23 protein-coding genes and 1 pseudogene are annotated in these 24,093 nt (G+C 72.1%); 10 read left to right on the top strand and 14 right to left on the bottom strand.

Features of this window, described 5'->3' with window-relative positions; all coding sequences use genetic code 11:
* Nucleotides 1–38 precede the first annotated feature (38 nt).
* A complete protein-coding gene (locus ACIQ7D_RS04190) occupies nt 39–1,004 on the bottom strand; it encodes a pirin family protein (protein WP_403933365.1) in 966 nt (321 codons plus the stop codon).
* Between the two features lie 35 nt (nt 1,005–1,039).
* On the bottom strand, nt 1,040–2,446 hold the full coding sequence (locus ACIQ7D_RS04185; RefSeq protein ID WP_403933363.1) for an NADP-dependent succinic semialdehyde dehydrogenase: 1,407 nt from the start codon (nt 2,444–2,446) through the stop codon (nt 1,040–1,042).
* 263 nt (nt 2,447–2,709) lie between these two features.
* On the opposite strand from ACIQ7D_RS04185, the gene ACIQ7D_RS04180 reads away from it, so the two are divergent.
* Nucleotides 2,710–3,165 carry a DUF5709 domain-containing protein gene (locus ACIQ7D_RS04180; protein ID WP_403933820.1) on the top strand — a complete coding sequence of 152 codons (456 nt, stop codon included), beginning with the start codon at nt 2,710–2,712 and terminating at the stop codon, nt 3,163–3,165.
* A gap of 65 nt (nt 3,166–3,230) precedes the next feature.
* Here the strand turns inward: ACIQ7D_RS04180 and ACIQ7D_RS04175 are convergent, their stop codons facing one another.
* Nucleotides 3,231–3,617, bottom strand: a complete 387-nt coding sequence (locus tag ACIQ7D_RS04175) for a hypothetical protein (RefSeq protein ID WP_403933362.1) — start codon at nt 3,615–3,617, stop codon at nt 3,231–3,233.
* Entirely contained in the window at nt 3,614–4,669 is a 1,056-nt protein-coding gene (locus ACIQ7D_RS04170) for an amino acid ABC transporter permease (protein WP_403933360.1), read from the bottom strand. Before ACIQ7D_RS04170 ends, ACIQ7D_RS04175 begins: the two co-directional genes overlap by 4 nt.
* A gap of 621 nt (nt 4,670–5,290) precedes the next feature.
* On the opposite strand from ACIQ7D_RS04170, the gene ACIQ7D_RS04165 reads away from it, so the two are divergent.
* The 6 genes and pseudogenes from ACIQ7D_RS04165 to ACIQ7D_RS04140 all read left to right on the top strand — a co-directional run bounded on the left by ACIQ7D_RS04165 (nt 5,291) and on the right by ACIQ7D_RS04140 (nt 10,813).
* Nucleotides 5,291–6,424 (top strand): LLM class flavin-dependent oxidoreductase, encoded by a 1,134-nt coding sequence (locus ACIQ7D_RS04165; protein WP_403933358.1) that lies wholly within the window; start codon nt 5,291–5,293, stop codon nt 6,422–6,424.
* A pseudogene (locus ACIQ7D_RS04160) lies at nt 6,421–6,909 on the top strand (GNAT family N-acetyltransferase); the annotation flags it as partial. The gene ACIQ7D_RS04165 and the pseudogene ACIQ7D_RS04160, both read left to right, overlap by 4 nt.
* 96 nt (nt 6,910–7,005) lie before the next feature.
* Nucleotides 7,006–7,950, top strand: a complete 945-nt coding sequence (locus ACIQ7D_RS04155; protein WP_403933818.1) for an ABC transporter substrate-binding protein — start codon at nt 7,006–7,008, stop codon at nt 7,948–7,950.
* Nucleotides 7,951–7,966: 16 nt separating this feature from the next.
* Complete coding sequence (locus ACIQ7D_RS04150; protein WP_403933357.1) at nt 7,967–8,938, top strand: amino acid ABC transporter permease; 972 nt, start codon at nt 7,967–7,969, stop codon at nt 8,936–8,938.
* Nucleotides 8,935–9,744 carry an amino acid ABC transporter ATP-binding protein gene (locus ACIQ7D_RS04145; RefSeq protein WP_403933355.1) on the top strand — a complete coding sequence of 270 codons (810 nt, stop codon included), beginning with the start codon at nt 8,935–8,937 and terminating at the stop codon, nt 9,742–9,744. The genes ACIQ7D_RS04150 and ACIQ7D_RS04145 overlap by 4 nt, the downstream gene beginning before the upstream one ends.
* A 70-nt stretch (nt 9,745–9,814) precedes the next feature.
* Nucleotides 9,815–10,813, top strand: coding sequence for an ABC transporter substrate-binding protein (locus ACIQ7D_RS04140; protein ID WP_403933353.1), 999 nt, complete (start codon nt 9,815–9,817; stop codon nt 10,811–10,813).
* Nucleotides 10,814–10,985: 172 nt separating this feature from the next.
* Here ACIQ7D_RS04140 and ACIQ7D_RS04135 read toward each other — a convergent pair whose 3' ends face one another.
* The 10 genes from ACIQ7D_RS04135 to ACIQ7D_RS04090 all read right to left on the bottom strand — a co-directional run bounded on the left by ACIQ7D_RS04135 (nt 10,986) and on the right by ACIQ7D_RS04090 (nt 20,403).
* Nucleotides 10,986–11,423: a RidA family protein gene (locus ACIQ7D_RS04135; protein WP_403933352.1), complete on the bottom strand. Its 438-nt coding sequence runs from the start codon at nt 11,421–11,423 to the stop codon at nt 10,986–10,988.
* Nucleotides 11,420–12,568: a M24 family metallopeptidase gene (locus tag ACIQ7D_RS04130; protein ID WP_403933350.1), complete on the bottom strand. Its 1,149-nt coding sequence runs from the start codon at nt 12,566–12,568 to the stop codon at nt 11,420–11,422. The genes ACIQ7D_RS04135 and ACIQ7D_RS04130 overlap by 4 nt, the downstream gene beginning before the upstream one ends.
* Before the next feature lie 29 nt (nt 12,569–12,597).
* Nucleotides 12,598–13,479: a carbon-nitrogen hydrolase family protein gene (locus tag ACIQ7D_RS04125; protein WP_403933349.1), complete on the bottom strand. Its 882-nt coding sequence runs from the start codon at nt 13,477–13,479 to the stop codon at nt 12,598–12,600.
* Nucleotides 13,470–14,732 carry a M20 family metallopeptidase gene (locus ACIQ7D_RS04120; protein WP_403933347.1) on the bottom strand — a complete coding sequence of 421 codons (1,263 nt, stop codon included), beginning with the start codon at nt 14,730–14,732 and terminating at the stop codon, nt 13,470–13,472. The genes ACIQ7D_RS04125 and ACIQ7D_RS04120 overlap by 10 nt, the downstream gene beginning before the upstream one ends.
* 31 nt (nt 14,733–14,763) lie before the next feature.
* Nucleotides 14,764–15,963, bottom strand: coding sequence for a mandelate racemase/muconate lactonizing enzyme family protein (locus ACIQ7D_RS04115; RefSeq protein WP_403933346.1), 1,200 nt, complete (start codon nt 15,961–15,963; stop codon nt 14,764–14,766).
* Nucleotides 15,960–17,186 (bottom strand): pyridoxal phosphate-dependent aminotransferase, encoded by a 1,227-nt coding sequence (locus tag ACIQ7D_RS04110; protein WP_403933344.1) that lies wholly within the window; start codon nt 17,184–17,186, stop codon nt 15,960–15,962. The genes ACIQ7D_RS04115 and ACIQ7D_RS04110 overlap by 4 nt, the downstream gene beginning before the upstream one ends.
* Before the next feature lie 11 nt (nt 17,187–17,197).
* Nucleotides 17,198–17,980 carry a GntR family transcriptional regulator gene (locus ACIQ7D_RS04105; protein ID WP_403933342.1) on the bottom strand — a complete coding sequence of 261 codons (783 nt, stop codon included), beginning with the start codon at nt 17,978–17,980 and terminating at the stop codon, nt 17,198–17,200.
* 4 nt (nt 17,981–17,984) lie between these two features.
* On the bottom strand, nt 17,985–18,761 hold the full coding sequence (locus ACIQ7D_RS04100) for an amino acid ABC transporter ATP-binding protein (RefSeq protein WP_403933340.1): 777 nt from the start codon (nt 18,759–18,761) through the stop codon (nt 17,985–17,987).
* 74 nt (nt 18,762–18,835) lie between these two features.
* On the bottom strand, nt 18,836–19,555 hold the full coding sequence (locus tag ACIQ7D_RS04095) for an amino acid ABC transporter permease (RefSeq protein ID WP_403933338.1): 720 nt from the start codon (nt 19,553–19,555) through the stop codon (nt 18,836–18,838).
* Complete coding sequence (locus ACIQ7D_RS04090; RefSeq protein WP_403933336.1) at nt 19,552–20,403, bottom strand: ABC transporter substrate-binding protein; 852 nt, start codon at nt 20,401–20,403, stop codon at nt 19,552–19,554. The genes ACIQ7D_RS04095 and ACIQ7D_RS04090 overlap by 4 nt, the downstream gene beginning before the upstream one ends.
* A gap of 624 nt (nt 20,404–21,027) precedes the next feature.
* On the opposite strand from ACIQ7D_RS04090, the gene ACIQ7D_RS04085 reads away from it, so the two are divergent.
* The 3 genes from ACIQ7D_RS04085 (at nt 21,028) to ACIQ7D_RS04075 (ending at nt 24,087) form a co-directional block, all read left to right on the top strand.
* Complete coding sequence (locus tag ACIQ7D_RS04085) at nt 21,028–23,022, top strand: amino acid permease (RefSeq protein ID WP_403933816.1); 1,995 nt, start codon at nt 21,028–21,030, stop codon at nt 23,020–23,022.
* A gap of 136 nt (nt 23,023–23,158) precedes the next feature.
* Nucleotides 23,159–23,326 (top strand): hypothetical protein, encoded by a 168-nt coding sequence (locus ACIQ7D_RS04080; RefSeq protein ID WP_403933334.1) that lies wholly within the window; start codon nt 23,159–23,161, stop codon nt 23,324–23,326.
* The gene (locus tag ACIQ7D_RS04075) at nt 23,323–24,087 is read left to right on the top strand and encodes a hypothetical protein (RefSeq protein WP_403933332.1); all 765 of its coding nucleotides are present in this window, start codon (nt 23,323–23,325) and stop codon (nt 24,085–24,087) included. The genes ACIQ7D_RS04080 and ACIQ7D_RS04075 overlap by 4 nt, the downstream gene beginning before the upstream one ends.
* The last annotated feature ends 6 nt before the right edge of the window (nt 24,088–24,093 follow it).

The following is a 24,093-nucleotide window of genomic DNA, read 5'->3' as shown; positions in this document are numbered from 1 at the left end:
AGAACTGCGAGGGAGACTCCCGGTCTCGGCGCCGAAGGTCAGCGCACCCGGCCCCGCGGTTTCAGCGCCACCGGGGGCAGTTCCGGGGCGGGCAGCCGGTCGCCCGCGTAGCCGGTCACCTCTCCGAAGCGGGAGGTCTCCATCCAGTCCTTCCGGGCCCGCTCGATCTCCTCGTGCGAACGGCCCACGAAGTTCCACCACATGACCAGCTCCTCCTCGAAGGGCTCGCCGCCGAGAAGCATCAGTCCGGCGTCGGACGCGGCGCGCAGGGGGAGTTCGGTACGGCCGCAGCCCAGGTAGAGCATGGAGCCGGGGAGTACGGGCACACCGTCGACCTCGGTCTCGCCGGACATGCACAGCACCGCGTACTCGAAGTCGGGTTCGAGCGGCAGCCGGGTCTCGCTGCCACCGGCCAGGGCGAGGTCCGCGGCGACCAGCGGGGTGTACGTGGTACCCGGGGAGACCGTGCCGTCGAGTGTGCCCAGGATGACGGTGGCGGCCAGACCGGGGGCGGTGACCTCGGGCAGTTCGGCGTGGTGCTGGAAGTGCGGGGTGACCTCGCGGTGGGCGTCCGGGAGCGCGACCCACAGCTGCGCCCCGTGCAGGAAGCGGGCGTGGGAGCGGGGGCTCTCCTCCGAGTGGGAGATCGCCCGGCCCGCGGTCATCAGGCCGAGTTCGCGCGGGCGTACGGTCTGGAGGCTGCCGAGGCTGTCGCGGTGCAGCACCTCGCCGTCGTGCAGCCAGCTCACCGTCTGGAGCCCCATGTGCGGGTGCGGCGGTACCTGCATACCGGGCTCGTCGGCGATGTCGTCGGGCCCGTAGTGGTCGACGAAGGCGAACGCGCCCACCATGCGGCGGCCGAGGTTGGGCAGCAGTCTGCGGACTTCGGTGGACTCACCCAGCCGGACGGCGCGGGGGCTCAGCAGTTCTCGTACCGGCTCGGCGACGACGAAGCCGCGACCGCCGCAGACGGTGGCGGTGGCCTGACGATCAAGATTGCTCATGGCGACCAATCTAGCCTCAGTAGGCACCGGTCCTGTCAGGGATCGACGGTGTCCGGGGCGTACCACACCGTGGTCGTGTTGCAGAAGGCGCGGATGCCCGGCCCGGACAGCTCCCGCCCGTAGCCCGAGCGCTTCACGCCGCCGAAAGGCAGGGCGGGGTGCGAGGCCGTCATCCCGTTGAAGAACACACCGCCCGCCTCCAGGTCGCGCACGAAGCGGCCCATTTCGGCCTCGTCGCGCGTCCATACGTTGGAGCTCAGCCCGAACGGGGTGTCGTTGGCGAGGGTCACGGCCTCGTCGAGATCCTTGATCCGGTAGAGCGTGGCGACGGGACCGAACGTCTCCTCGTGGTGGATCCGCATCGCGTCCGTGATCCCGGCGAGGACGGTCGGCTCGTAGAACCAGCCCTTGCCGTACTCCTTGGGGCGCTGTCCGCCGCACAGCGAGGTCGCCCCCTGCCGCAGCGCGTCCTCGACCAGTTCCTCCAGATCGGCCCTGCCCCGTTCGCTGGCGAGCGGGCCGATGTCCGTGGACTCGTCCAGCGGGTCGCCGACCGTCAGATCGCGCATGCCGGCGGTGAAGAGGGCGGCGAACGTGTCGAACACGTCCTCGTGGACGATGAAGCGCTTGGCGGCGATGCACGACTGGCCGTTGTTCTGCGTCCTGGCGGTCACCGCGGTCCGCGCCGCCCGTTCGATGTCCGCGGAGGGCATCACCACGTACGGGTCGCTGCCGCCCAGCTCCAGGACCGTCTTCTTGATCTCGTCGCCCGCGACCGCGGCGACCGCGCGGCCGGCCGGTTCGCTGCCGGTGAGGGTGGCCGCGGCCACGCGGGGGTCACGCAGGACGGCCTCGACCGCGTCCGACCCCACGAGCAGCGTCTGGAAACAGCCGTCGGGGAAGCCGGCCCGGCGGAAGAGGTCCTCCAGGTAGAGCGCGGTCTGCGGGACGTTCGAGGCGTGTTTGAGCAGGCCCACGTTGCCGGCCATGAGGGCGGGGGCCGCGAACCGTACGACCTGCCAGAGGGGGAAGTTCCACGGCATCACGGCGAGAACCACCCCGAGCGGGCGGTGGCGGACGACGGCCCGGGCGGCGCCGGAGTCCTTCACGTCGGCGTCCGAGGGGTGCTCATCGGCGAGCAGTCCCGCGGCGCGGTCGGCGTACCAGCGCATCGCCTTCACGCACTTGGCGGCCTCGGCACGGGCGGCGGCGACCGGCTTGCCCATCTCGGTGGTCATGATGCGGGCGATGTCGGCCTCGTCGTGCTCCAGCAGGTCGGCGGCGCGGTTCAGCAGTCTCGCCCGCTCGGCGAAGCCGGTGGTGCGGTACTGCCGGAACGCGGCGTGGGCCGCCGCCAGGCGGGCCTCGATCTCCTCGGCCCCCAGCGGGTCGAAGGTCAGCAGCGTCTCTCCGCTGGCGGGGTTCACCGTCGCGATGGGCATGGCGATTCCTCCTCGAACTCGGCCGCCGGCCCGCGTACTCCCGGCTCTTCAGGACCTTTCCCCGACTCGCCGCGTCGCGCAACAGGGGAGGTGCGGGGAGGTACGGCGTTACGGGGCCGGGCGGGCGCCGTACGGCCGGTCACCGGCCGTTTGACACCGGGATGAGAGGTGGGAGGGTGGGAGGACAGGGACCGGCCACGGCCGTCCTGGCTACGGGAGCGAGGAGAACGGAGAGCGACGTGAGCGGCGACAGCGGACCGGAGATGGGCGACGAGGTCTACCAGCCCGACGGCTCCGACATCGGCGAGGACGAGGGCATCCTCGACGCCGAGGACACGCTGCTGGACCGCGGCTCCGACCCCTTCGACGAGGGCTGGTCGCCGCCCGAACGCCCGCTGGGCGTCGAGAGCAGGGGGACGACGGCCGCCGAGCGCGCCGCGGGCGAGTCACTGGACCAGCGGCTCGCCGAGGAGGTCCCCGAGCTCAGCCCGCTGGACGGGGACGGCATCGGGGACCTGCCGTACGGCGAGGGCGAGCAACTGGACGACGAGGTGGGCGACGACCGGTCCGGGCGGCTGGTGGCCCCCGACGAGGGCGCCCACGAGGACGCGGAGAAGGACATGATCGCCAGCGATGTGGGGATCGACGGCGCCGCCGCGTCGGCGGAGGAGGCCGCCGTACATCTCGTCGCCGAGGCTCCTGACGCCGACCTGGAGTGACCGTCGTCACCGCGTCGTCCCGTTCGGCCGAACGGGACGACGGTCGGCGGGACCGGCGCCACGGTTCAGCGGTTCTCCAGGCGTACCTGGATCTCCTCCTCCTGGTCGCCGGAGGCCTTGCCGAGGACGCGTACGGTGAAGGCCGAGGCCAGGGCCTTGCGCACATGCTCCACCGCCGTGTAGCCGCCCTGGAGGGTGGCCACGACCGGCGCCGTCAGCCGGGTGGCCGCGGGATCGTGTCGCACCTCCGTGGCGTCGAAGGTCGCGATCCACACCGTCGAGCGCACGCCGGGCACGTTCTGCGGGAGATCGTCGGGGGCCCGGTCGCAGATGTAGGCCGTACGGAGCGCGCCGAACACCGCGTGCGCGTCCTCCTTCGCCCCGCCGGTGAGGGCCACGACGACCTCTGCGCCGGGGTGGGGCGCCGCTGCCGCCTCGTCCGCACTGTTCACGTGGATCGTTCCTCTCCGCCATCGCCTCGGGGGCTCTCCCCTCCAGGCTCTCCCCGGCGGCGCGAGGCCGCGACCCGGACGCTCACCGCGGTGACCTGGGCGCGCAGCCGGTCCAGCGGGGTGGGCGGCAGTTCGCGGGCCGCGCCGCGTGCGTAATGGCGCTCGACGAAGAACTGCGCCACCGAGAGGACGGTCGTGACGAGGACGTACCAGAGGGTCGCGACCATCAGCAGCGGGATGATCTGGTAGGTGCGGTTGTAGACGAGCTGTACGGAGTAGAGCAGGTCCTGGACCGCGAGCACGCTGATGATGCTGGTGCCCTTGAGGGTGCCGATGAGCATGTTGCCCGCCGTGGGGACGATCGAGCGCATCGCCTGCGGCACGATCACCCGGCGCAGCACCCGCCACCGGCTCAGCCCGAGCGAGGCCGCGGCCTCCGTCTGGCCCGCGTCCACGGAGAGGATGCCGCCGCGCACCACCTCGGCCGCGTAGGCGGCCTCGTGCAGGGTGAGTCCGATCACCGCGGTGAGGGTCGGGCCGAAGAGGTTCACCGTCTTGAAGGTGAGGAATTCCGGGCCGAAGGGGATGCCGAGGCCCAGGGTCGGGTAGAGCGCGCCGATGTTGAACCAGAACAGGAGCTGCACCAGCAGCGGAGTGGCGCGGAAGATCCAGATGTAGCCCCAACTGAGCGTGTTCAGCACGGGGTTGGCGGAGAGGCGCATGACGGCGAGGGCGGTGCCGATGAGAAAGCCGAGCACCATCACGGCGGCGGTCAGCCACAGGGTGAGCAGCAGGCCGTCGAGGACGGCGGGGGTGGTGAAGTACCGGCCGACCACGCCCCATTGGAACCGTTCGTTGCGGATGACGGAATTGACGGCCATCGCGAGGGCGAGCAGGGCGACACCGGCCGACAGCCAGCGGCCGGGGTGGCGCCGGGGGACGATACGGGTGATCTCGTCGGGTTCCGTCGGTTCCCGGTGGAGCGGGGAGGTTCCGGGTGGGGTGGAGGCGCGGGTGGTGCGGGGTCCGTCGAGCGAGGGCGACAGGGACATGTGAGGGCTCCGGCGGGGAGGCGGCGGGGTGCGGTCGGTGGCATGGACCGGGCGGCAGGTGTCGTCACACATACCGCGTCCCTCAACGCGGCCGGTGCGTACCGGAGTTCGTACGGACGGACACAGGGGCGTCCGTACGGCCGGTGCCGCACACCCCTGGATCGTACGGGTGTACGACGGACCGCTGTCAAGTACGCCCCCGTACGCCGCCGAGCCGACCGCACCGGGCGAGTACCGGAGTCGGGGCGGGTGGCGGGGCGGGCCGGGCCGCCCACAGCGCGGGCACGTGTTGACTTCGCGTGACCTCCCGTGCTCAATTGGCATCATGCAGAAGCAGCAGCCGTTGGTCACCCGCGGCCACATCGACTTCGGTCGCGTGTGGTCCGCCTCTTGTTGCGCCTGACCCGGCAGCGGGCCGCCTGACCGGCCCCTCCCTCCCTCGGTGACCCCGTCGCGGGCCGAGCTCTTCCCCTTTCACCGGGCGCGCGCTGCCGCTCCTCCCCGGCTCTTCCTGGCCCACCTCCGTCGTCACGCACCCGCACATGTCTCCCTGCCACGGGGCCGGTTCGGCATGCCTTCCCCCTGCCCCGCCGCGCCCCGGCTCCGTACGAAAGGTCCGTCATGCCTGTGGAGTTCCTCGGTATCGCCGCCACCCACAACGGGTCGGAGACAACACCCCGTTCCGGCGCCTCGTTCGACAAGGAGTACACACTCAAGCTCGCCCGCGCCCACGAGGACCACGACTGGGACCGGGTGCTCTTCGCGTACGGTTCCGGCTCGCCCGACCCGGCGCCGGCCGCCGCGTACATCGCCTCCCGTCTGGACCGGCTGCAGATCCTTCTCGCGCACCGGCCGAACGTCTCGTACCCGACGTTCGCCGCGAAGACCTTCGCCACTCTGGACCGGATCAGCGACGGGCGTCTCACCGTCCACTTCATCACCGGTGGCAACGACCACGAGCAGGGCCGCGAGGGCGACACGCTCACCAAGGACCAGCGCTACACCCGCACCCGGGAGTACATCGAGATCGTCAAGCGGATCTGGACCTCGCACGAGCCCTTCGACCACGAGGGCGAGCACTACCGGTTCCACGACTTCGTCAGCGATGTCTTCCCGGTCCAAAAGCCGCGCCCCGACGTCTCGTTCGGCGGCTCCTCACCCGCGGCGTACGCGGCGGGCGGCGCCGAGGCCGACATCTACGCCCTCTGGGGCGAGCCGCTGGCGAGAACGGCGGAGCAGATCGAGGCGGTGAAGGCCGCCGCGCGGGCAGCCGGACGTACGCCGCCGCGCTTCCAGGTGGCCTTCCGGCCGATCATCGCCCCCACCGAGGAGCTGGCCTGGGAGAAGGCACACCGTACGGTCGCGGCGATCAAGGACCGTACCGCGCAGGGCTCCGGGGCGCTCGTACGGCACCACTCCCGGCTCGCCCCGGAGAACACCGGGGCGCAGCGGCTGATCGCGATCGCCGAATCGGGCGAGCGGTTCGACCGGGCCCTGTGGACGCCGACGGCCGCCGCGACCGGTGGCGCGGGCAACTCCAACGCGCTGGTCGGCACGCCGGAGACGGTCGCCCGGGCGCTGCTGGACTACTACGACCTCGGTGTGGACATCATCTCGGCCCGTGGGTACGACCTGCTGGGCGACGCCATCGACTTCGGACGCCAGGTCATCCCGCTGGTGCGCGTCGAGGTCGCCAGGCGGGAGGCGGCGGGCGCGCCGCGCGGTACGCAGACCCTGGCCGAGGCGGCCCGATGACCTCCGTCGCCCGGCCCCGCGGGCCGGCCTGGCGGCGGACCGTGGTCTCGGATCCGCTGGTACGGCCGATGCTGGAGGAGCTGGGGAACGAGTACTCGACGCGGTACGGCAAGGACGCGCACGGCGAGCTGGCCCGCTATCCCGCCGAGGAGTTCGCCCCGCCGCACGGCGAGCTGCTGCTCATGCTGGAGCACGGTGTGCCGGTCGCCGGGGGCGCGTTCCGCCGCTACGACGAGCACACCGCGGAGCTGAAGCGGATCTGGACCCACTCCGCGCACCGGCGGCGCGGTCTCGCGCGGCGGGTCGTCGCGGAGCTGGAACGCCTCGCGGCCGTACGCGGCTACCGCCGGATCCATCTCACCACCGGACCGCGCCAGCCGGAGGCACGGGCGCTCTATCTGGCGGCGGGGTACACACCGCTGTTCGACACGGCGGCGGACCCGGAGACCATCGGCCCGCTGGCGTTCGGGAAGCGGCTCGTGGCCCCGGCACGGGCCGCCCCGGAAGATCCGCCGGGAGACCCGCCGAGACGCCCGCCCCAGGCTCCGACGAAAGAGAGGGATGACCGCGTGCCCACCCTGATCCCGGGCCGGCCTTGGCCCGCGCGCCGCGCCGCCGCGGGCGTACTGACGGCCGCCCTGATCCTGCCGCTCCTGACAGGCTGCGGTTCGGACAGGGCGAGCGGGGAGGAGGCCGGCGCCGCCGCGCCCTCCTCGGACGTCACCGCCGCGCTGAAGAAGAACCCCCAGCTGGCGAAGCTGCTGCCCGAGGAGGTGCGCGAGCGCGGAACGCTCACACTCGGCGCCTCCGTGGGCGCGCCACCCAGCTCCTACTTCCCGAGCGCGTCGAGCAAGGTCCCGGCCGGCCAGGACGTCGACATCGCCGACGCCGTCGGCACACTGCTGGGGGTGCGGCTGACGCGGCAGCAGGCGAGTTTCGACGCGATCCTGCCCGCGCTCGACAGCGGGAAGTACGACGTGGGCACCGGCAACTTCGGTGTCACCGACGAGCGCCGGAGAACGATCGACTTCGTCACGTACATCAACGACGGGCAGGGGTTCGCCGTCCGCGAGGACGACACGGGCCTGGGCAAGGTGACCCGACTCGACCAGCTGTGCGGCAAGTCGATCGGGGTGGGCGCGGGGACCACGTTCGAGGCCACACTCGAAGCCGAGAAGAAGGTCTGCGCCGCCAAGGGCGGGAAGCCGTACCAGGTGCACGTCTACTCGGACAACGGGTCGCTGCTCACCAGCCTCCAGCAGAACCGGGTCGACGTGGTGATGTCGACGATCAACGGGCTGCGGTACCAGGCGGCCCAGCCCGCCGCCGGGACACGGTTCCTGAACGAGTACCACCGGCTCGACGTGGGGTTCGCGTTCAAGAAGGGGTCCCCGCTGCTGAAGGCGTTCCAGGCGGCCGTCAACGAGCTGATCCAGGACGGTACGTACCGCAAGATTCTCGACAAGTGGGGGACACGGGAGTCCGCCATCGAGGAGTCCCGGATCAGTCCCCCCGAGCAGAAGTGACCGGAAGGAGCCTCTGATGAACGTCTCGCCGCCGGCCCCCTCTCCGGTTTCGTACAAGGTCCCCTACGAGGACGAGTCGACGACGCTCACCGTCGTTCCGGCGCGCCACTACTGGCGCTGGGCGGCCGGTGTGGCCGCGCTCGTCCTCGTATCCCAGTTCACCCATGGCCTGGTCACCAACCCGGGCTGGGAGTGGGACACGTTCTTCCTCTACCTGACCGCCGACACGGTCCTCAAGGCCGTCTGGGTCACGCTCCAACTCACCCTCTACGGAACGGCGCTGGGCTTCGCGCTCGGCGTGGTCCTCGCCTTCATGCGGCTCAGCAGGAGTGTGATCCTCCAGACCGTCGCCTGGACGTACATCTGGGCGTTCCGTTCCATCCCGCTGATCGTCCAGCTCCTGTTCTGGTTCAACCTGGCCTATCTCTACAAGGAGTTGGGGGTCGGTATCCCCTTCGGCCCGGTGTTGTGGAGCTTCGACACGATGCATCTGGTCGGCGCGCTCTCGGCCGCCGTCATCGGTCTGGCGCTGCACCAGGCCGCCTATGCCGCGGAGATCGTCCGCGGCGGGATCATCTCGGTCGACGGCGGGCAGTTGGAGGCCGCGGCGGCGCTGGGCATCCCCCGGACGCGCCAGCTCCGGCGCATTCTGCTGCCGCAGGCGATGCGCGGGATCCTGCCCAACGCGGCGAACGAGGTGATCTCGCTGTTCAAGGGCACCTCGATCGTCTCGGTGATGGCCATCGGTGAGCTGTTCTACCAGGTTCAGGTCATCTACGGCAGGAACGGACGAGTCGTACCGCTGCTGATGGTCGCCACCGTCTGGTACATCCTGCTGACCACCCTGCTCTCCGTCGTCCAGTACTACGTGGAGCGGCACTTCGCGCGCGGCGCCGAGCGCATTCCCCCGCCCACCCCGCTCCAGCGGGCCAGGGCCTTCACCCACAGGATGCGGACCGCCGCCGCCACCGGAGGTTTCCAGAAATGAGCACGGTCCCCGTCTCCGCGCCGACGCACCCGGCCCCGGCCGGTGCCCGTCCGATGGTCGACATACGCGGCGTCCACAAGAGCTTCGGGCCCCTCGAAGTGCTGCGCGGGGTCGATCTCCAGGTGGGCGCCGGAGAGGTCGCCGTCGTCCTCGGCCCGTCCGGCTCCGGCAAGTCGACCCTGCTGCGCGGCATCAACCATCTCGAAAAGCTCGACCGCGGCCGCATCACCATCGACGGCGAGCTGATCGGCTACCGCCGCTCCGGCGACAAGCTGTACGAACTCAAGGAGCGGGAGGTCCTGAAGCAGCGTCTGCACATCGGATTCGTCTTCCAGAACTTCCATCTCTTCCCGCATCTCACGGTGGTCGAGAACATCATCGAGGCACCGGTCTCGGCGCTGCGCCGGCCTCGCGCGACAGCGCTCGCGCAGGCCGCGGCGCTGCTCGAACGGGTGGGGCTCGGCGACAAGGCGGACGCCTATCCGCGCCAGCTCTCCGGCGGCCAGCAGCAACGCGTGGCCATCGCCCGCGCCCTCGCGCCGGAGCCCAAGGTGCTGCTCTTCGACGAGCCGACCTCCGCGCTCGATCCCGAGCTGGTGGGCGAGGTCCTCGATGTGATCAAGGACCTGGCCCGCTGCGGCACCACCATGATCGTCGTCACCCATGAGATCGGCTTCGCCCGTGAGGTCGCCGACACCGTCGTCTTCATGGACGACGGTGTGATCGTCGAGCAGGGTCCGCCCACGGACGTACTGGACCGGCCGCGCCACGCACGGACCAAGGCCTTTCTGTCGAAGGTCCTCTGAGACCCGCCGGCGTTCTCTCCCTGTCCTTGCCTCTGTATCTCTCCGTCCACCCCCGTCAAGGAGTCGTTCCGTGCCGCCCCGACGTCATGTCCGTATCACCGCCGCCCTGCTCGGCCTCGTCTCCGCACTCTCGCTCACCGCCTGCGGCAACCCGGCCGACGGCACGGGTTCCGGACCGGGCGGCGGCCCCGCCCCGGCCGGTTCCGGCGCGGGCGTCCAGATCGATCTGGGCCCCGACCAGAAGCGGGTGTCCACCTCCAAGGTGGCTTCCATCGCCGCGCTCGTCCCCGCGGAGATCCGCACGAAGGGCACCCTGGATGTTGTCAACGCGGCTGGTTCCGTACCCCCGTTGACGTTCTACGCCACCGACGACCGGACCGTGATCGGGGTGGAGCCTGACATCGCCTCGCTCGTCGCGGACGTTCTCGGGCTGAAGCTGCGCTACCACCCGGTCGACTGGGCGAACATCTTCGTCGGGCTGGACAGCGGCAAGTACGATCTCGGACTCAGCAACATCACGGTGACCGAGGAGCGCAAGGAGAAGTACGACTTCGCCACCTACCGGCTCGACAACATCGCGTTCGAGGCGAAGAAGGGGGCCGGCTGGCAAGTGAGGGGGCCGCGCGATGTCGCGGGCAAGGCCATCGGCGTGGCCTCCGGCACCAACCAGGAGAAGGTGCTGGTCGACTGGAGCAGGTCCAATGTGGCGAAGGGGCTGAAGCCCACCGACATCAAGATCTACCAGAACACCAGCGACTACTACCTGGCGCTCGGTTCCGGCCGGCTCGACGCCTATTTCGGCCCCAACCCGGTCGCCGCCTACCATGCGGCCTCCACCGGACAGACCGAGATCGTCGGTACGTTCTCGGGGGCCGGGGACGCGCTCCAGGGGAAGATCGCGGCCACCACCAAGAAGGACAACGGCCTGATCAAGCCCGTCCACGAGGCGCTGAACGCCGTGATCGGGAACGGGACGTACCACGAGGTCCTGAAGCGCTGGGGGCTCGGGGACGAGGCCGTACCGTCCTCGGAGCTGAACCCGCCGGGGCTGCCGAAGACCGCCTCGTAGCCGCGCGGGACCGCCGGGGGCCACCGCGCGGCGCCGCCCCGTTCCCGTCTTGGCTGCGCCGCGCGGAATGGTCCACACAGGTCGCGTCCGCGCCCCTGCCCCGTCGTCGTCCCGAGCGACCAGGGTTTCACCGGTGGTTATGCGGTGTGCCCCCTGAACGAGTGAACGACCGCTAGCAAACCTCCGTGGCGAGGACGAGTGTCACTTCCACCGGGGCGCCGGACGGCAGGCTCGCCACTCCGACGGCCGTACGGGCCGGGGGCGGACCAGCCAGCAGTTCGCGGACACGGGAGCTGGCGCCGTCCGCGACCCGGCTGTGCGCGGTGAAGGCGGAGGTCGCGGCGAGATGGACGGTCATGGAGAGCGCGGGGCCGAGCCGCACTCCCGCTCGGGCCGCCGCCGCCCGGCCCGCCTCGACGGCGCGCTCCGCGGCGAGCGCGGCCAGCGGGACGGCGTCCTCGGCGGAGAGGTCCGCGCCGAGGATCCCGGCCGTGAGGACGGCGCCGCCAGCGCGCGGGGTCATCCCGGCGGTGAAGACCAGTCCGCCGGCCACGCGCGCGGCGGCGTAGTCGCCCGCGGGGACGGGCGCGTCCGGAACCGTACGGCTCACCGGCCCGGCTCCGTGTCGCAGGAGGTGAGGACCTCGTGTCCGCTCTCGGTGATCAGGACGGTCGCGGAGAAGCCGATACCGGCGGTGTCCCGCAGCCGCAGCGTGGGGACGACGTGGACCACCATGCCGGGGGCGAAGAGGCACTGTTCGTTCTCGCCGAGGGAGAGCAGGTGGCCCTCGCCCCAGTCCGGCGCGAAGGCGATCCCGACGGAGTAGCCGCTCCGCTTGCGGTAGGTGTGGGCGAGACCCGCGTCCGCGATGGCCGTCTTGCACGCCGCGTGCGCCGCCGCCGGTGAGCCGCCGGGAACGACCTCGGCCAGGGCCGCGTCCCTGGCCGCCGCGCAGGCCGGGGCCATGGCCGCGGCCTCACCCGTCAGCGCGCCGGTCCATACGGTGTGCATGAGGGGCGCGTTGTAGCGTCCGGTGGTCGCCGACATCTCCAGCAGGACGGCCTCGCCTCCGCCGATGACCCGGTCGGTCCAGCTCGCGTGGATGGTGCCGGCGCGCGGCCCCGAGGCGACGAACGGCTCCATGCCGAAGTACTCGGAGCCGGACGAGATGAGCCCGCCGAACGCGGCGGCGGCCACGTCGCGCTCGGACGCGCCGGGGACCGCGGCTGCCGCCGCCGCGGCCATGCCCGCGTTGGTGCTCCGCGCGGCGGCCCTGATCCGCTCGATCTCCAGCGGCGACTTGATGAGCCGGGCCGCCGCCAGCACGTCGTCGATATGGGTCACCCGCGCGCCCGCGGCCTCCAGCAGACCGCCGAGCCGCAGGAAGGGCTCGGGCGGCAGGAACCAGGAGCGTGCCTCGACCCCGACCGCCCGTGCGCCGGGGGCGAGTTCGGCGAGCAGGGCGGCCGTGGCCCGTACTGGGTCGGAGCTGTCCGGGTAGCCGGTGATCCGTTCGAAGTAGGTGGTCTCGGCCGCGTTGACGGTCTCGGTCTCCCGCATGAGCAGGGCCGCTTCGCCGTCGGCGGTGACGATCAGACACTGGTACGTGTAGTAGCCGGGCGTGGCGTGGCCGGAGAGGTAGCAGACGTTCTCCGGCGTGTGCACGACGACCGCGTCCAGCTCCTTCTCCTTGAGGGCGGCGCGCAGCGTGGTCAGCCGCCGGTCGTACTCGGTCGCGGGGAAGACGGGGGTCATGGAGTGCTCCTGGGGTGGTGTGGCCGGGGTCAGCAGGAAGGCCGGCGCGGGGGCAGGGGGACGGAGATACGGGTCAGCGGGGGCGGTGGCGGATCGCCCAGCAGATCGGTGCGCAGATCGCCGAGGTACGGCAACCCACGCCGTACGGCCGCCGTCTCCCGGACCGATACGGTGACGACGCGCAGCTCGCTCAGGTCGTCCGCGCAGCGGGCCAGCGGCCGGCCGTCGGGGCCCCACGCCCCGCTGCGGCCGAAGTAGTGCTCCCCCGCGAGGTCGCCGACCGCGTTGACGACCAGCACGCAGACCGTGTTCTCGACCGCCCGTGCCGGGTGGTAGACGCCGTAGCGGTACGCGGTCGGTCCGGTGGCGAACGCCGAGCCGAACAGCACGGCGTGGGCGCCGGCCCGGGCGTAGGCACGGGTCAGCTCGGGGAAGCCGGCGTCGTAACAGATGCCGAGGCCGACCGAGACCCCGCCGTCCTCGATCAGAACGAGTCCGGTGCCGGGGTCGAACGCGTCGCGTTCGCCCTGCCAGAGGTGGGTCTTGCCGTAGTGGCCGCGCACCGCGCCGGCCGGGTCGAGGACGAGCAGGGCGTTGTGCGGCCGGCCCGACATGGCGACGGCGGAACCGAGGAGGACCCAGACCCCGGCTGCGGCCGCCGCCTCCGCGAGGGGGGCGAGCGGCGAGCCGGGGGCGGGCGCCGTCCCGTCGGGCGGCGGGGTGAGGCAGTGGCCCGCGGGGTCGGCGGCGATCGCCTCCGGGTCGTATCCGCAGGCGAACAGCTCGGGCAGGGCCAGGACGCGGGCTCCGCGCCTCCCCGCCTCGGCCGTCAGCCGGGCGGCCAGAGCGAGGTTGGCGGCGAGGTCTCCGGGGACGCTCGGCGCCTGGCCGAGGGCGATCCTCAGCTCCATACCGGCCCCTCCCCGCTCCCGCCCGCGGCGGAGAGCGCTTCGATGAGGACGGCCCGGTAGAGGCCGACGGAGTCGACCAGTTCGCCGAGGACGATGTGTTCGTCGACAGCGTGCATCACGTCGAGCCGGCCGGGTCCGCAGACCAGGGCCGGTACGCCCGCCGCCCTGAAGTGCGTCATGTCGCAGTTGACGGTGAGTCCGCCCAGGGTGTCGTCGGCCCCGGCCGCCGCCAGCGCCCGGCGGCACAGCGTCACGAAGGGATGGTCGTCGGGGGTCTCGGACGGGCCGCCGGTGCTCGGGGCGCACGCGACGACGGAGGCGCTCGCGCCGTGCCCGCCGTCCGCCGCGCCCGCGTTGAACTCCGCGAGGACGGCGCCGACCTCGGCGAGTACGGACTCCTGGGTCTCGCCGGGCAGCAGCCGCCGGTCCAGGGTGATCCGGCAGCGTTCGGGGACGGCGTTGGGGGCCTCGCCGCCCTCGATGAGTACGGGGGTGCAGGTGGGTGCGGAGAGCAGCGGGTGGATGTGGGCGGCGAGGGAGGCGGCGTACCGCTCCAGCACGGCGATCACGGTGGCGGCGGCGGTCACGGCGTTGACGCCCTGGGCCGGGGTGGCGGCGTGCGCGGCCCGGCCGACGACCTCGACGACCGGGCGGACCGAGCCCTTGTGCGCGGTCAGCAGCCGCATCCCGGTGGGCTCCCCGATGATGACGGCGTCGGGCAGCCTGCCCTCGCGGACCAGCAGGGGTACGAGATGGCGGGCGCCCAGGGAGTCGCCTTCCTCCTGCGACACGGCGGAGAAGACGATCTCCCCACGGGTGGGGCCGGTGCCGGCGTCGGCCGCCCGCGCCACCTCGATCGCGGCGCACGCCATGGCGGCCAGGGGCCCTTTGGCGTCCGCGGTGCCCCGGCCGTACAGCTTGCCGTCGCGCAGGGTGGGGGTGAACGGCGGGCTGGTCCAGCCGGCACCCGCGGGGACGACGTCGAGATGCGAGTTGAGCATGAGGACGGGCCCGCCCGCGCCGAAGCGGCGGCGTGCGGTGAGGTTGACGCGCCCGGGGGCCAGCTCTTCGGTCTCCACCGCGAAACCGGCGCCGGAAAGCGCGGTGGCGAGGAGCGCGGCGGTGGACTCCTCCTCGCCTGTGGGGGTGGTGGAGTCGCAGGCGACCATGGCGGTGAGAAGGGCGGTCACGTCCACGGTGGTGCCGGACGTGCCGCCGCCGACGGCAGTGGTGGTGGTTCCAGTGGTGCTCATGTCGAGAATGTCCTTGCTCGGTCCGGTGGGCTCAGGGGTGTGCGGGGACGGTGCCCACGGGGGTCAGCTCCGCCGGGTCCACACCGACCCGTACGCCGAGACCCGCGCCGTCCGGCAGCCGGACGGCGCCCCGGTGCAGGGTGAGGCCGTCGGTGACATCGTGGGCGAGGTGGGCGCAGCCCCAGAGTTCGGCCACCTCGACGGCGAGGCCGGCGGCAAGGTGGGCGGTGGTCGCGCAGCCAAGGCGTCCGCAGTCCATCTGGCCGAGGCCGACGGCGAGTCCGCGGGAGCGGGCCGCGCCGACGGCCGCCGCCAGCGCGTCGACGGTGCCCGCCTTCTCCAGCTTGAGATGGACGCCGTCGGCGGCGCCGGCATCGGCGAGGGCGTGCACCGAGGCCGCGTCGCGCACCGACTCGTCGGCCCAGAGGGGCACGGGCGAGTGCGTACGTACGGCGGCCATCGCCGCCAGGTCGCCGGGCGGGGTGGGCTGTTCCAGCCAGGCGACGCCGTGGTCGGCGAGCCATCGGGCGGCGGCGCGGGCGGTGGCCACGTCCCAGCCTCCGTTGGCGTCGGCGGCGAGTGTGACCGTACCGGCGCCGGTGACGCGGTCGACGGCTCGGCGAACGGCGCCCACCCGGGCCCGGTCGCGGTCCTGGTCGCCGCCGACGCGGATCTTGACCCGGCCGAAGCCTGCCTCCGCGGCGGCGGTCGCCAGCGCGGCGGCCTCCTCCGGTGTGCCGAAGCCGATCGGAGCGTGGGTCGGCAGGGGCGGGTGCGCGGGGCCCGCGGGTACGGAGGCGGGGGCCGGTTCCGTACGGCCGGCTCCCGCCCCCGTACCGTCCCGGCCGCGCGGTGCCGTCAGCGTCGCCCACAGGGGCAGACCCCGGGAGCGGGCCACCGCGTCGCGCCGGGCGATGTCCAGCAGCGCGGCGGCCGGCGGGCAGTGGGCGGCCAGGCGCGTGGCGAGCGCGGCGGGATCGGCCCAGGCCTGGTCGCCGGCCGGGGGCAGCCCGCCCAGCGCGGCGGTGATGGAACCGGCCGTGTGGTGGGTGGCGTACGCGCCGTTGCCCCGGGTCTCGGCCCAACCGGTCGCCCCGTCCGCGAGCCGGATCCGGAGGAAGACCTCCGTCAGCTCCGCCGTGTCGACGGCGTGGTGGCGGAGCTTCAGCCGCAGGGGCAGCCCGACGACACCGTACGCGGCGCCGGTCACCGCCGCGGAAGCGGTGGTCACGCGAGGTCCAGGGAGCCCACGACCTCGATGAGGCGGTCGAGCGCCGCGTCCCACACGGTCTCCTCCTGGGCGAAGCAGAGCCGCATCCGGCCGGTGCCCGCGAGACCGAACTGGTAGCCGGGGTTGACGACGACCCCGGCGTGCTCCTTCAGCGCGAGCGCCACGGCCTGGTCGCTCGCCCCGGTCAGGACCTCCGGGAAGAGGTACGCCGTGCCGTAGCTCGCGTTGACCCGCAGCACCGAGGAGGCATTGATCTTCTTGACGGTGGTGTCGCGCAGCGCCTGGTACTCCACGAGCCGCCGGTCGAGGAAGTCGCCGTCCTCCGCGATCCAGCGCGCCAGCAGGTGCTGTGCGTAGGCGGGGGCGCGCAGCGCGGTGCAGGACTGAACGTCCTCCATCGCGTCGACCAGCGCGGTGGGCGCGACCGCGACGCCGAGCCGGTAACCCGACAGGGATTCGGTCTTGGAGGGGCCGAGCAGAGTGACCGTACGTTCGGCCATGCCGTCGAAGGCGGCGAGGTGGTGGAAGCGCTCGCCCTCGTACACGAGCCGGCAGTACAGCTCGTCGGCGATGACGGTGAAGTCGTGGCGGCGGGCGGCGTCCGCGATCGCCTCGATCGTCTCCTCGCCGTAGATGGCGCCGGTCGGGTTGTTGGGGTGCGAGAAGACCATCAGGCGCGGTCCCTCGGCGGCGGCGTCCTCCAGGGCCTGAAGGTCCAGGGTGGGGCGGGTCCTGGCGCCGCCGGTGGACTCGTCCGGCCAGATCATCGGGATACGGCGGACGCGGGCGCCGAAGTAGCGCAGCATCCGTTCGGTGGAGAGGTAGTCGGGGTCGGGGAGCAGAACCAGGTCGCCGGGCGAGAGGATCGCGGCGAGCGCGGTGAACAGCGCGCCCTGGGTGCCGGGGGTGAGGATCACGTCGGCGGGTCCCGCGGCGGGGATGCCGAGTCCGGTGGAGACGTTGTGGGCGACGGCCTCGCGTACGGCGCGGTCTCCGCGGTAGGGGGTGTAGGTCATGCCGTCGCCCCCCGCCGCGGCGGTGAAGGTGGGCAGCGCCCACTCGGGTGCGGGGAAGCGGTGAGTGTCGGCGTAGGTGGCGTCGAGGAGGACGTCCGGCCCCGGCGCGTCCTCCAACTGGCGTTCGGCATCGCGTACGGACATCCCGAGTCGTGCGGTGTGTTCGGGCAGGGAGAGTCGTGCGATGGCCTCGGGCTGGTGGTTCACGATCTGGTTCCTCACTGTTGCGCGTGGGTCGGAGCGGGCGTCGAGAGGGGAGTCGGTGGGGGCAGGGGCCCGGGCCGGCCCCGGTCCGAGAGGGTGACGGGCTGCTGATCGATGGATCCGGTCAGGACGCCGAGACCGCCCAGGACATGGGTGCGGGTGAGCGCGGCGGTCCGTTCGGCGTCGCCGACGAGGAAGGCGTCGAGGATGGCGGTGTGTTCGTCCACGGAGTTCTGCGCGCGGTGGGCGTCCGCCAGGTAGAGCGCGACGTAACGGTCGCTCTTCGCGCGGAGCTGGTCGAGCGCGGCCAGCGTGGCGGGCATGGCGGCCAGGGTGTAGAGGGCGTCGTGGAACTGCCGGTCGAGCAGGCGTACCTGTGCGGTGTCGCCGAGGGAGACGGCGATGCGCTGGCGTTCCAGCAGCAGGCCGAAGTCGGCGGCCAGGGCAGCCCGGTCCGTCTGGGCCGCCGCCGCCGCGAGGACGCTCTCCAGGGCGGCACGGCCGTTGTAGATGTCCCGGGCGTCCGCGACGGAGACCTCCGCGACGACGGACTTCTGGTGCGGGCGGTCCACGACCAGGTGTTCGGCGGCCAGCCGGGACAGCGCGTCGCGCAAGGGGCCGCGGCTGATGCCGAGTTCACCGGCGAGGGCTTCCTGGCTGAGCTGCTGGCCGGGCGCGAGGTCGCCGGTGAGGATGCGTTCGCGCAGTTGCTGGTAGGCCCAGTCCTGTTTGCGCAGGCTCCAGGGGGCGTGCGGGCGCGTGGTGTGGAGGCGTCCCGGAGGGGGTGGCGTGGTCATGGTCCTACTCTCCGAGGATCTGCTCGAAAAAGGCGCGGGTCCGTTCCCGCCGGGGCGCCTTGAACATCGTTTCGGCGGGTCCGTCCTCGACGATCCGGCCGTCGGCCATGAAGACGACGCGGTCGGCGCTCTGCCGGGCGAAGCCCATCTCGTGGGTGACGACGACGATGGTCATACCGCTGTCGGCCAGATCCCGCATGACGGCGAGCACTTCGCGGGTGAACTCGGGGTCAAGCGCCGAGGTGGGCTCGTCGAAGAGCATCAGCTCCGGGCGCATGGCCAGGGCGCGGGCGATGGCGACGCGCTGCTGCTGGCCGCCGGAGAGTTCGTACGGGTAGTGGTCGCGGCGCTCGGCGAGCCCGACCCGCTCCAGCAGGGTGTGGGCCTCCTCCCTGGCCCGCTGCCGGGGGACGCCCCGGACCCGGACGGGGGCGAGGGCGACGTTCTCGGTGGCGGTGAGATGCGGGAAGAGGTTGAACTGCTGGAAGACCATGCCGATCCGGCCGCCGACCGAGCGCGGTGCGGCGCCGGCCTTCGAGAGCAGCTCGCCTTGGAAGCCCACGCTGCCGGTCTCCAGGGGTTCGAGCCCGGCCAGACAGCGCAGCATGGTGGACTTGCCGGCTCCCGAGGGGCCGAGGACGGCGACGGTCTGGCCGGCCGGGATGGTCAGGTCCACCCCGCTGACCACGGCGTTGCCGTGGTAGCTACGGCCCAGGTTCTCCGCCACGAGGACGGTCCGTCCCCTGGTGGTCACGGCGGCGCCCGGTGCGGTGGTGCTCATGGCGGTGCCCTCTCCGGTGGGGGTTGTGGCCGCGAGGCCGGTCGTGACGGCGGTGCTCGCCGGCCGTGCGGTGGTCATCGGGCCGCCGGGTCGAGGGCCGCGGCGGGACCGGGGACGAGGTTCCCGGCGCGGCGGGCCGAGGCGCGCCGACCGATGTCGAGGCGTCGCTCCACCTGCCGTAGGGCGAGGGTGAACACCGTGGTCAGGACGAGGTAGTGGACGGCGGCGGCGCCGAGGGACCCGACGTAGTCGAAGTCGGCGGCGGCCTGCCGCTGGGCGGTGAGCATCAGGTCCTGGACGCTGACGACGGAGGCCAGCGCCGAGGTCTTGAGCATCCCGATGAACTGGTTGCCGGTGGGCGGCAGGATCAGCCGGGTCGCCTGCGGGAGGACCACCCAGCGCAGGATGCCCGTCTCGGAGAGCCCGAGCATATGGGCGGCGGTGCGCTGGCCCTTGTCCACGCCGAGCAGTCCGCCTCGTACGATCTCCGCCATGTAGGCGACCTCGTTGAGGCTGAGCGCGATCACGGCGCAGGTGAACGGAGACAGGCTCAGCCCCCACAGCGGGAGCACGTTGAAGACGAAGATGAGCTGGAGCAGGACGGGTGTGCCCCGGAAGAACCAGATGTAGGCGTCCGCGAGCCACCGCAGCGGGGCGAACCTGGCCCCCTTGACCAGCGCGAGCAGCACACCGCCCGCGATGCCCAGGGCCATCGACAGGACCGTCAGGACGAAGGTCAGCAGGGAGGCGGTGAGGAAGTCGGCGGAGACCGCCTTGTCCAGGAATCCCGTCACGATCCACCAGCCGGGGTGGAGGTGGCGGGGGACGCCGCGGCGGAGGCGGTGAAGTAGTCGGAGGTCTTGGGCAGTTCGTACCGGGTCATGAGGTCGGCGTAGCCACCGCCGCGGACGAAGCGGTCCAGCGCCTTTCTGACGGCGGTGGCGGTCGCGGTGTCCCCTTTGCGGACGGCTATGCCGATCTTCGTCTCGTTCTTGAAGGTCGCCGCGAGGGTGAACGTGCCCTTGGTCCCGGCGAGGGCGGCGGCGGCTCCCGGGGTGGAGGTGTCGAAGGCGTCGGCCCGGCCGCTCCGCACGGCGAGCATCGCGTCCTGGTTGTTCGGCAGAGACATGATCTTCATCTGCGCGCGGCCCCGCTTCTTCAGCTCCTCGTTGAACTCGTTCATGTACGTCTCGCCGATCGCGCCCCGGGTGACGGCGACGGTCCGCCCGGAGAGGTCCTCGGGCACCCGGGAGATCTTCTTCGGGTTGCCCGACGGGGTGAGCAGGGTCTCCCCGATGACGAGGTAGGGGACGAAGTCGACCTGCTTCTCCCGCTCGGGCGTGATGTACATGGCCGAGTTGATGATGTCGGTCCGTTTGCCGGCCAGTGCCGGGATGAGGCCGTCGAAGTCGATGTCCAGGGCCTTGGGCTTCAGCCCCATCGACTGCGACAGGGCGGCGATCATGTCGATGTCGAAGCCCTGGAGCTTGCCGTCGGCAGCCTTGGACTCGAAGGGCGGAAAGGTGGCGGCCGTGCCATAGGTGAGGGTGCCGGACGAGGTGAGGTTCTTCGGGGGTGAGACCTCGGCCGGTCCGGCGGGCGCCGCCGACCCCGATCCGCCACAAGCGGACAGGACGGCCATCAGGACAACAGCCGTGCACACCGCGGCTGTTCGCGTGGTTCCAACTCTCACCGGACTGCTCCCTACTGGCGTTCTCCCTGTTCAGGAAGGTCTGTAAACAGTTGCCAGTCACTGTCGCGGCGGTCCGGGTCCGGGCGGTTGCGCCTCCGTTAAACCGAGGTTTCCGGTCACCCCGCACCCATCCGGTCACCCGGCGTGACCGGATCCATTCGGTTCGGCCGTACGGGTTGTCGCCGTGCGCGCGTGTGTGTCGTGGGCGCCAGTCGGGGCGGTGGGCGCGGCCCGGCGAAGAGACTCGACGGCGTGACGGATACTCAAGCAACCCGGGGAGACGACGACACACTGCGCCTGATCGGGCAGGAGTGGGGGCGGGCGTCCGCAGCCCCGGCCGCCTGGCGGGGCGCGCTGCCCGTCGACCCGGACCTGGGCAGCTACCCCGAGCCCGGACAGATCGTGGCGCCGCGCTTCGGCCGGTTCGTCCATGTCACCACGGTCGGCGGACCGCCGGGAGCGGTGGCGGACGTGGGCCGTGAGGCACCCGCCCCCGTCGTCGGGGCCGGTGCCCGGCTGCGCCGGGCGGTGCTGGGCGCGCCGCTGCGGTCCACGGCGATCGTCCGGGAGCGGATGCGCAAGGTGGTGGCGCTGCCGGTGCTCTCGGCCGACGCGCTGTCGTCGGTGGCGTACGGTCCCGAGGCGCTGCTCGCGGTGCTGGTCCTGGGCGGTACGGCGGGGCTGGCCTATTCGGTGCCCGTGGCGCTGGCGATCGTCCTCCTGATGCTGGCCGTGGGGCTGTCGTACCGTCAGACCATCCGCGCGTATCCGCGCGGCGGCGGCTCGTACATCGTCGCGACGGACAATCTGGGCCGGATCCCCGGGCTGGTGGCGGCGGCCGGGCTGATGACGGACTACATCCTCACCGTGGCGGTCTCGGTGTCGTCGGGGATGGCCGCGGTCACCTCGGCGCTCCCCGGCCTCTCCGGGGACGTCGTGCCGATCGGGGTGCTGGTCATCGCGGTACTGCTGGCGGGGAACCTGCGGGGGGTCCGGCAGGCGGGCGCGCTCTTCGCGGCGCCCACGTACGCCTTCATCACCGCCGTCGTCTCGCTGGTGGCGTTCGGTCTGTACGACGCGGCCGGGCGCGGCTTCGAGCCGGTTGCGCATCCGCCGCTGCACGCGGTGGAGGGGGTGGGGCTGCTGCTGGTGATGCGGGCGTTCGCGTCGGGGTCGACGGCGATGACCGGGATCGAGGCGATCTCCAACGCCGTCCCCGCGTTCAAGCCCGTCGCCTGGCGCAACGCGCGGACGACGCTGTCCTGGATGATCGGTCTGCTGATCGCGCTGTTCGCGGGCACGGTCGCGATGGTCCATCTGGAGGGGGTCGTCCCCCGGTCGGACGAGACGGTGCTCTCCCAGCTCGCCCACCGCAGTTTCGGCTCCGGCGGGATGTATGTCTTCACCCAGGCGGCGACGGCGCTGGTGCTGCTGCTCGCGGCGAACACCGCGTACAACGACTTCCCCCGGGTGCTCTTCCTGCTGGCGCGCGACAGTCACGCGCCGCGTATCTTTCTGCGGCTGGGCGACCGGCTGGCGTTCAGCAACGGCATCATCGTGCTCTCCGTGGCGGCGGCGCTCGTCTATGTGGCGTTCGACGGCGACACGGCGACGCTGATCCCGCTGTACGCGGTGGGGGTGTTCCTCGCGTTCACCCTGTCGCAGAGCGGCATGGTGGTGCACTGGTGGCGCGGAAGGGAGCGGCACTGGCGCAAGAGCCTCGGCTTCAACGCCACCGGCGCCGTGCTGTCGGCGCTCGTCTTCATCACGGCGGGCATCACCAAGTTCACCGAGGGCGCCTGGCTCGCGATCCTCGTCGTCGGGCTGTTCCTGCTGGCGACGACGCGGATCCACCGCCACTACGCGCGGGTGGCCGAGGCGCTGCGGCTGCGACCGCAGCAGATCGAGATCCCGAGCCGTACGATCGCGCCGCTGGCGGGCGGGGAGTCACGGCCGGCCCGGGAAGCCGGGGACGCGGGGGGTGCGGAGGTCACGGGGAGTACGGAGGTCGTGGGGAGTACCGGGGCCGGGAGCGCCGGAGCCCCCGAGAGCACGGAGAGCACGGGGAGCACGGGGAGCACGGAGAGCACGGAGAGCACGGGGAGCACGGAGAGCACGCGGGACGCGGAGCCGGAGGAGTCGCCCGAGGAGATCCGTCATCTCTCCGTCGTGGCGCTGGACTCGCTGCACCGGGCGAGCATGCGCGCCCTCGCCTACGCCGCCTCGCTCCAGCAGCCCGTCCTCGCGCTGCACGTCAGTCCGAGCGACGAGGACGCCGAAGAGTTCCGCGCCGACTGGCTGCTGTGGGGCGACCATCTGCCGCTGCGGATCATCGTCTCCCCGTACCGAGCGATCGTCACCCCCCTGATCAGCTATGTGGAATCGCTGCACCATCAGCGACCGGATCTGACCATCACCGTCATCATCCCGGAGATCGTCGTACGCCATTGGTGGCATCGCGTCCTGCACAGCCGGCTGGCGGGGCGGCTGCGGCGCGCGCTCCGGCCGCTGCCGAAAATCGTGGTGACCACGGTCCCCTTCCACGTCCCTGACGGACGGTCGACCTAGAACGGACATACGGAATGAACTATCAAACTATTGTCCCAACTGGTTGATTTATCGATCTATGCCTAAAGTTGGCCTCGGCATAGCCCAGAAAGGGCGATGGCATCTACATGAGGAGCCCACCATGCTTTCTCAGACCATGAGGCCGACCGAAATCACTCTGGACACCGACGCGTTGGGTACGGCGATGGCCGAACCCGAGGCACCCTTGAGCGACGCCCCGGTGTACGCGCCGGAAGCGGGCGGCGTTCTGCTGCTGCTGGCCCTTCTGTCCCCGAAGGAGCCCAAGGAGCCGAAGGGCCGATGAGCCCCGACCGGTCGCAGACCTCCTATCAAGAATCCGCGGCCGGCCTGGCACGACGTGCCCTCGGTGCCCTTCGGGGCGCCGAGGGCACCGCCATGGTCGCCGAACACGTCGAGAGCGCACCGGATCCCGGCGCCGCGCTGGCCGCCATCAGGATCCTCGGCGCGGACGCCCTCGCCCCCGCCCTGCTCGCCGGAGCCCCCGTCCACCCGCGGGACGCGGAGGCGGTCACGCTGGCCTTCACCGCCCTGCCGCCCGCGCGGGATGTCACCCCGCCGCCGCCCGCCGGACCCGCGAACCCCTGGCTGATGGCCTGGCGCGACTGGGGCACCATCACCCTGCTGGCCGTGCTGTCCGGGGAGACCGGCGGGGGCAGGGTCCGAGGAACCGACGGGCGGCTCACGGCCGTTCAACCCGCGCCTCCCCCGCCCGCCGGACCGGCCGCCGGGGACGGCGACGCCTGGGCCGCCTGGTCCGTGACGATGGGCCAGCTCTCCACCCTGGCCCTGCCAGGACTAGACGGCCCGGTCCACGACGCGGCGCGCAGCTCCCCGCTCGGTCTGGCACGCGGGGCGACCCGCGCCGTACTGCGCCGGGACTACCCGACCGCCGCCCGGATCGTGCGCTGGCTCGCCTGGCTGCACAGCGACGGGGTACGGACACCGCTCGACCCGGCGCCACTCGTGGAGCACATCTCCCTGCTGGCGGGCGGCGACCGGCTCGCGCTGGACACCGCGATCGCCCGCAGGCTGCTCACCGTATGACCCCGG

Source organism: Streptomyces sp. NPDC096310 (genome assembly GCF_044763125.1).
Taxonomy (GTDB): Bacteria; Actinomycetota; Actinomycetes; order Streptomycetales; family Streptomycetaceae; genus Streptomyces.
This window is presented reverse-complemented; position numbering and strand designations above follow the sequence as displayed.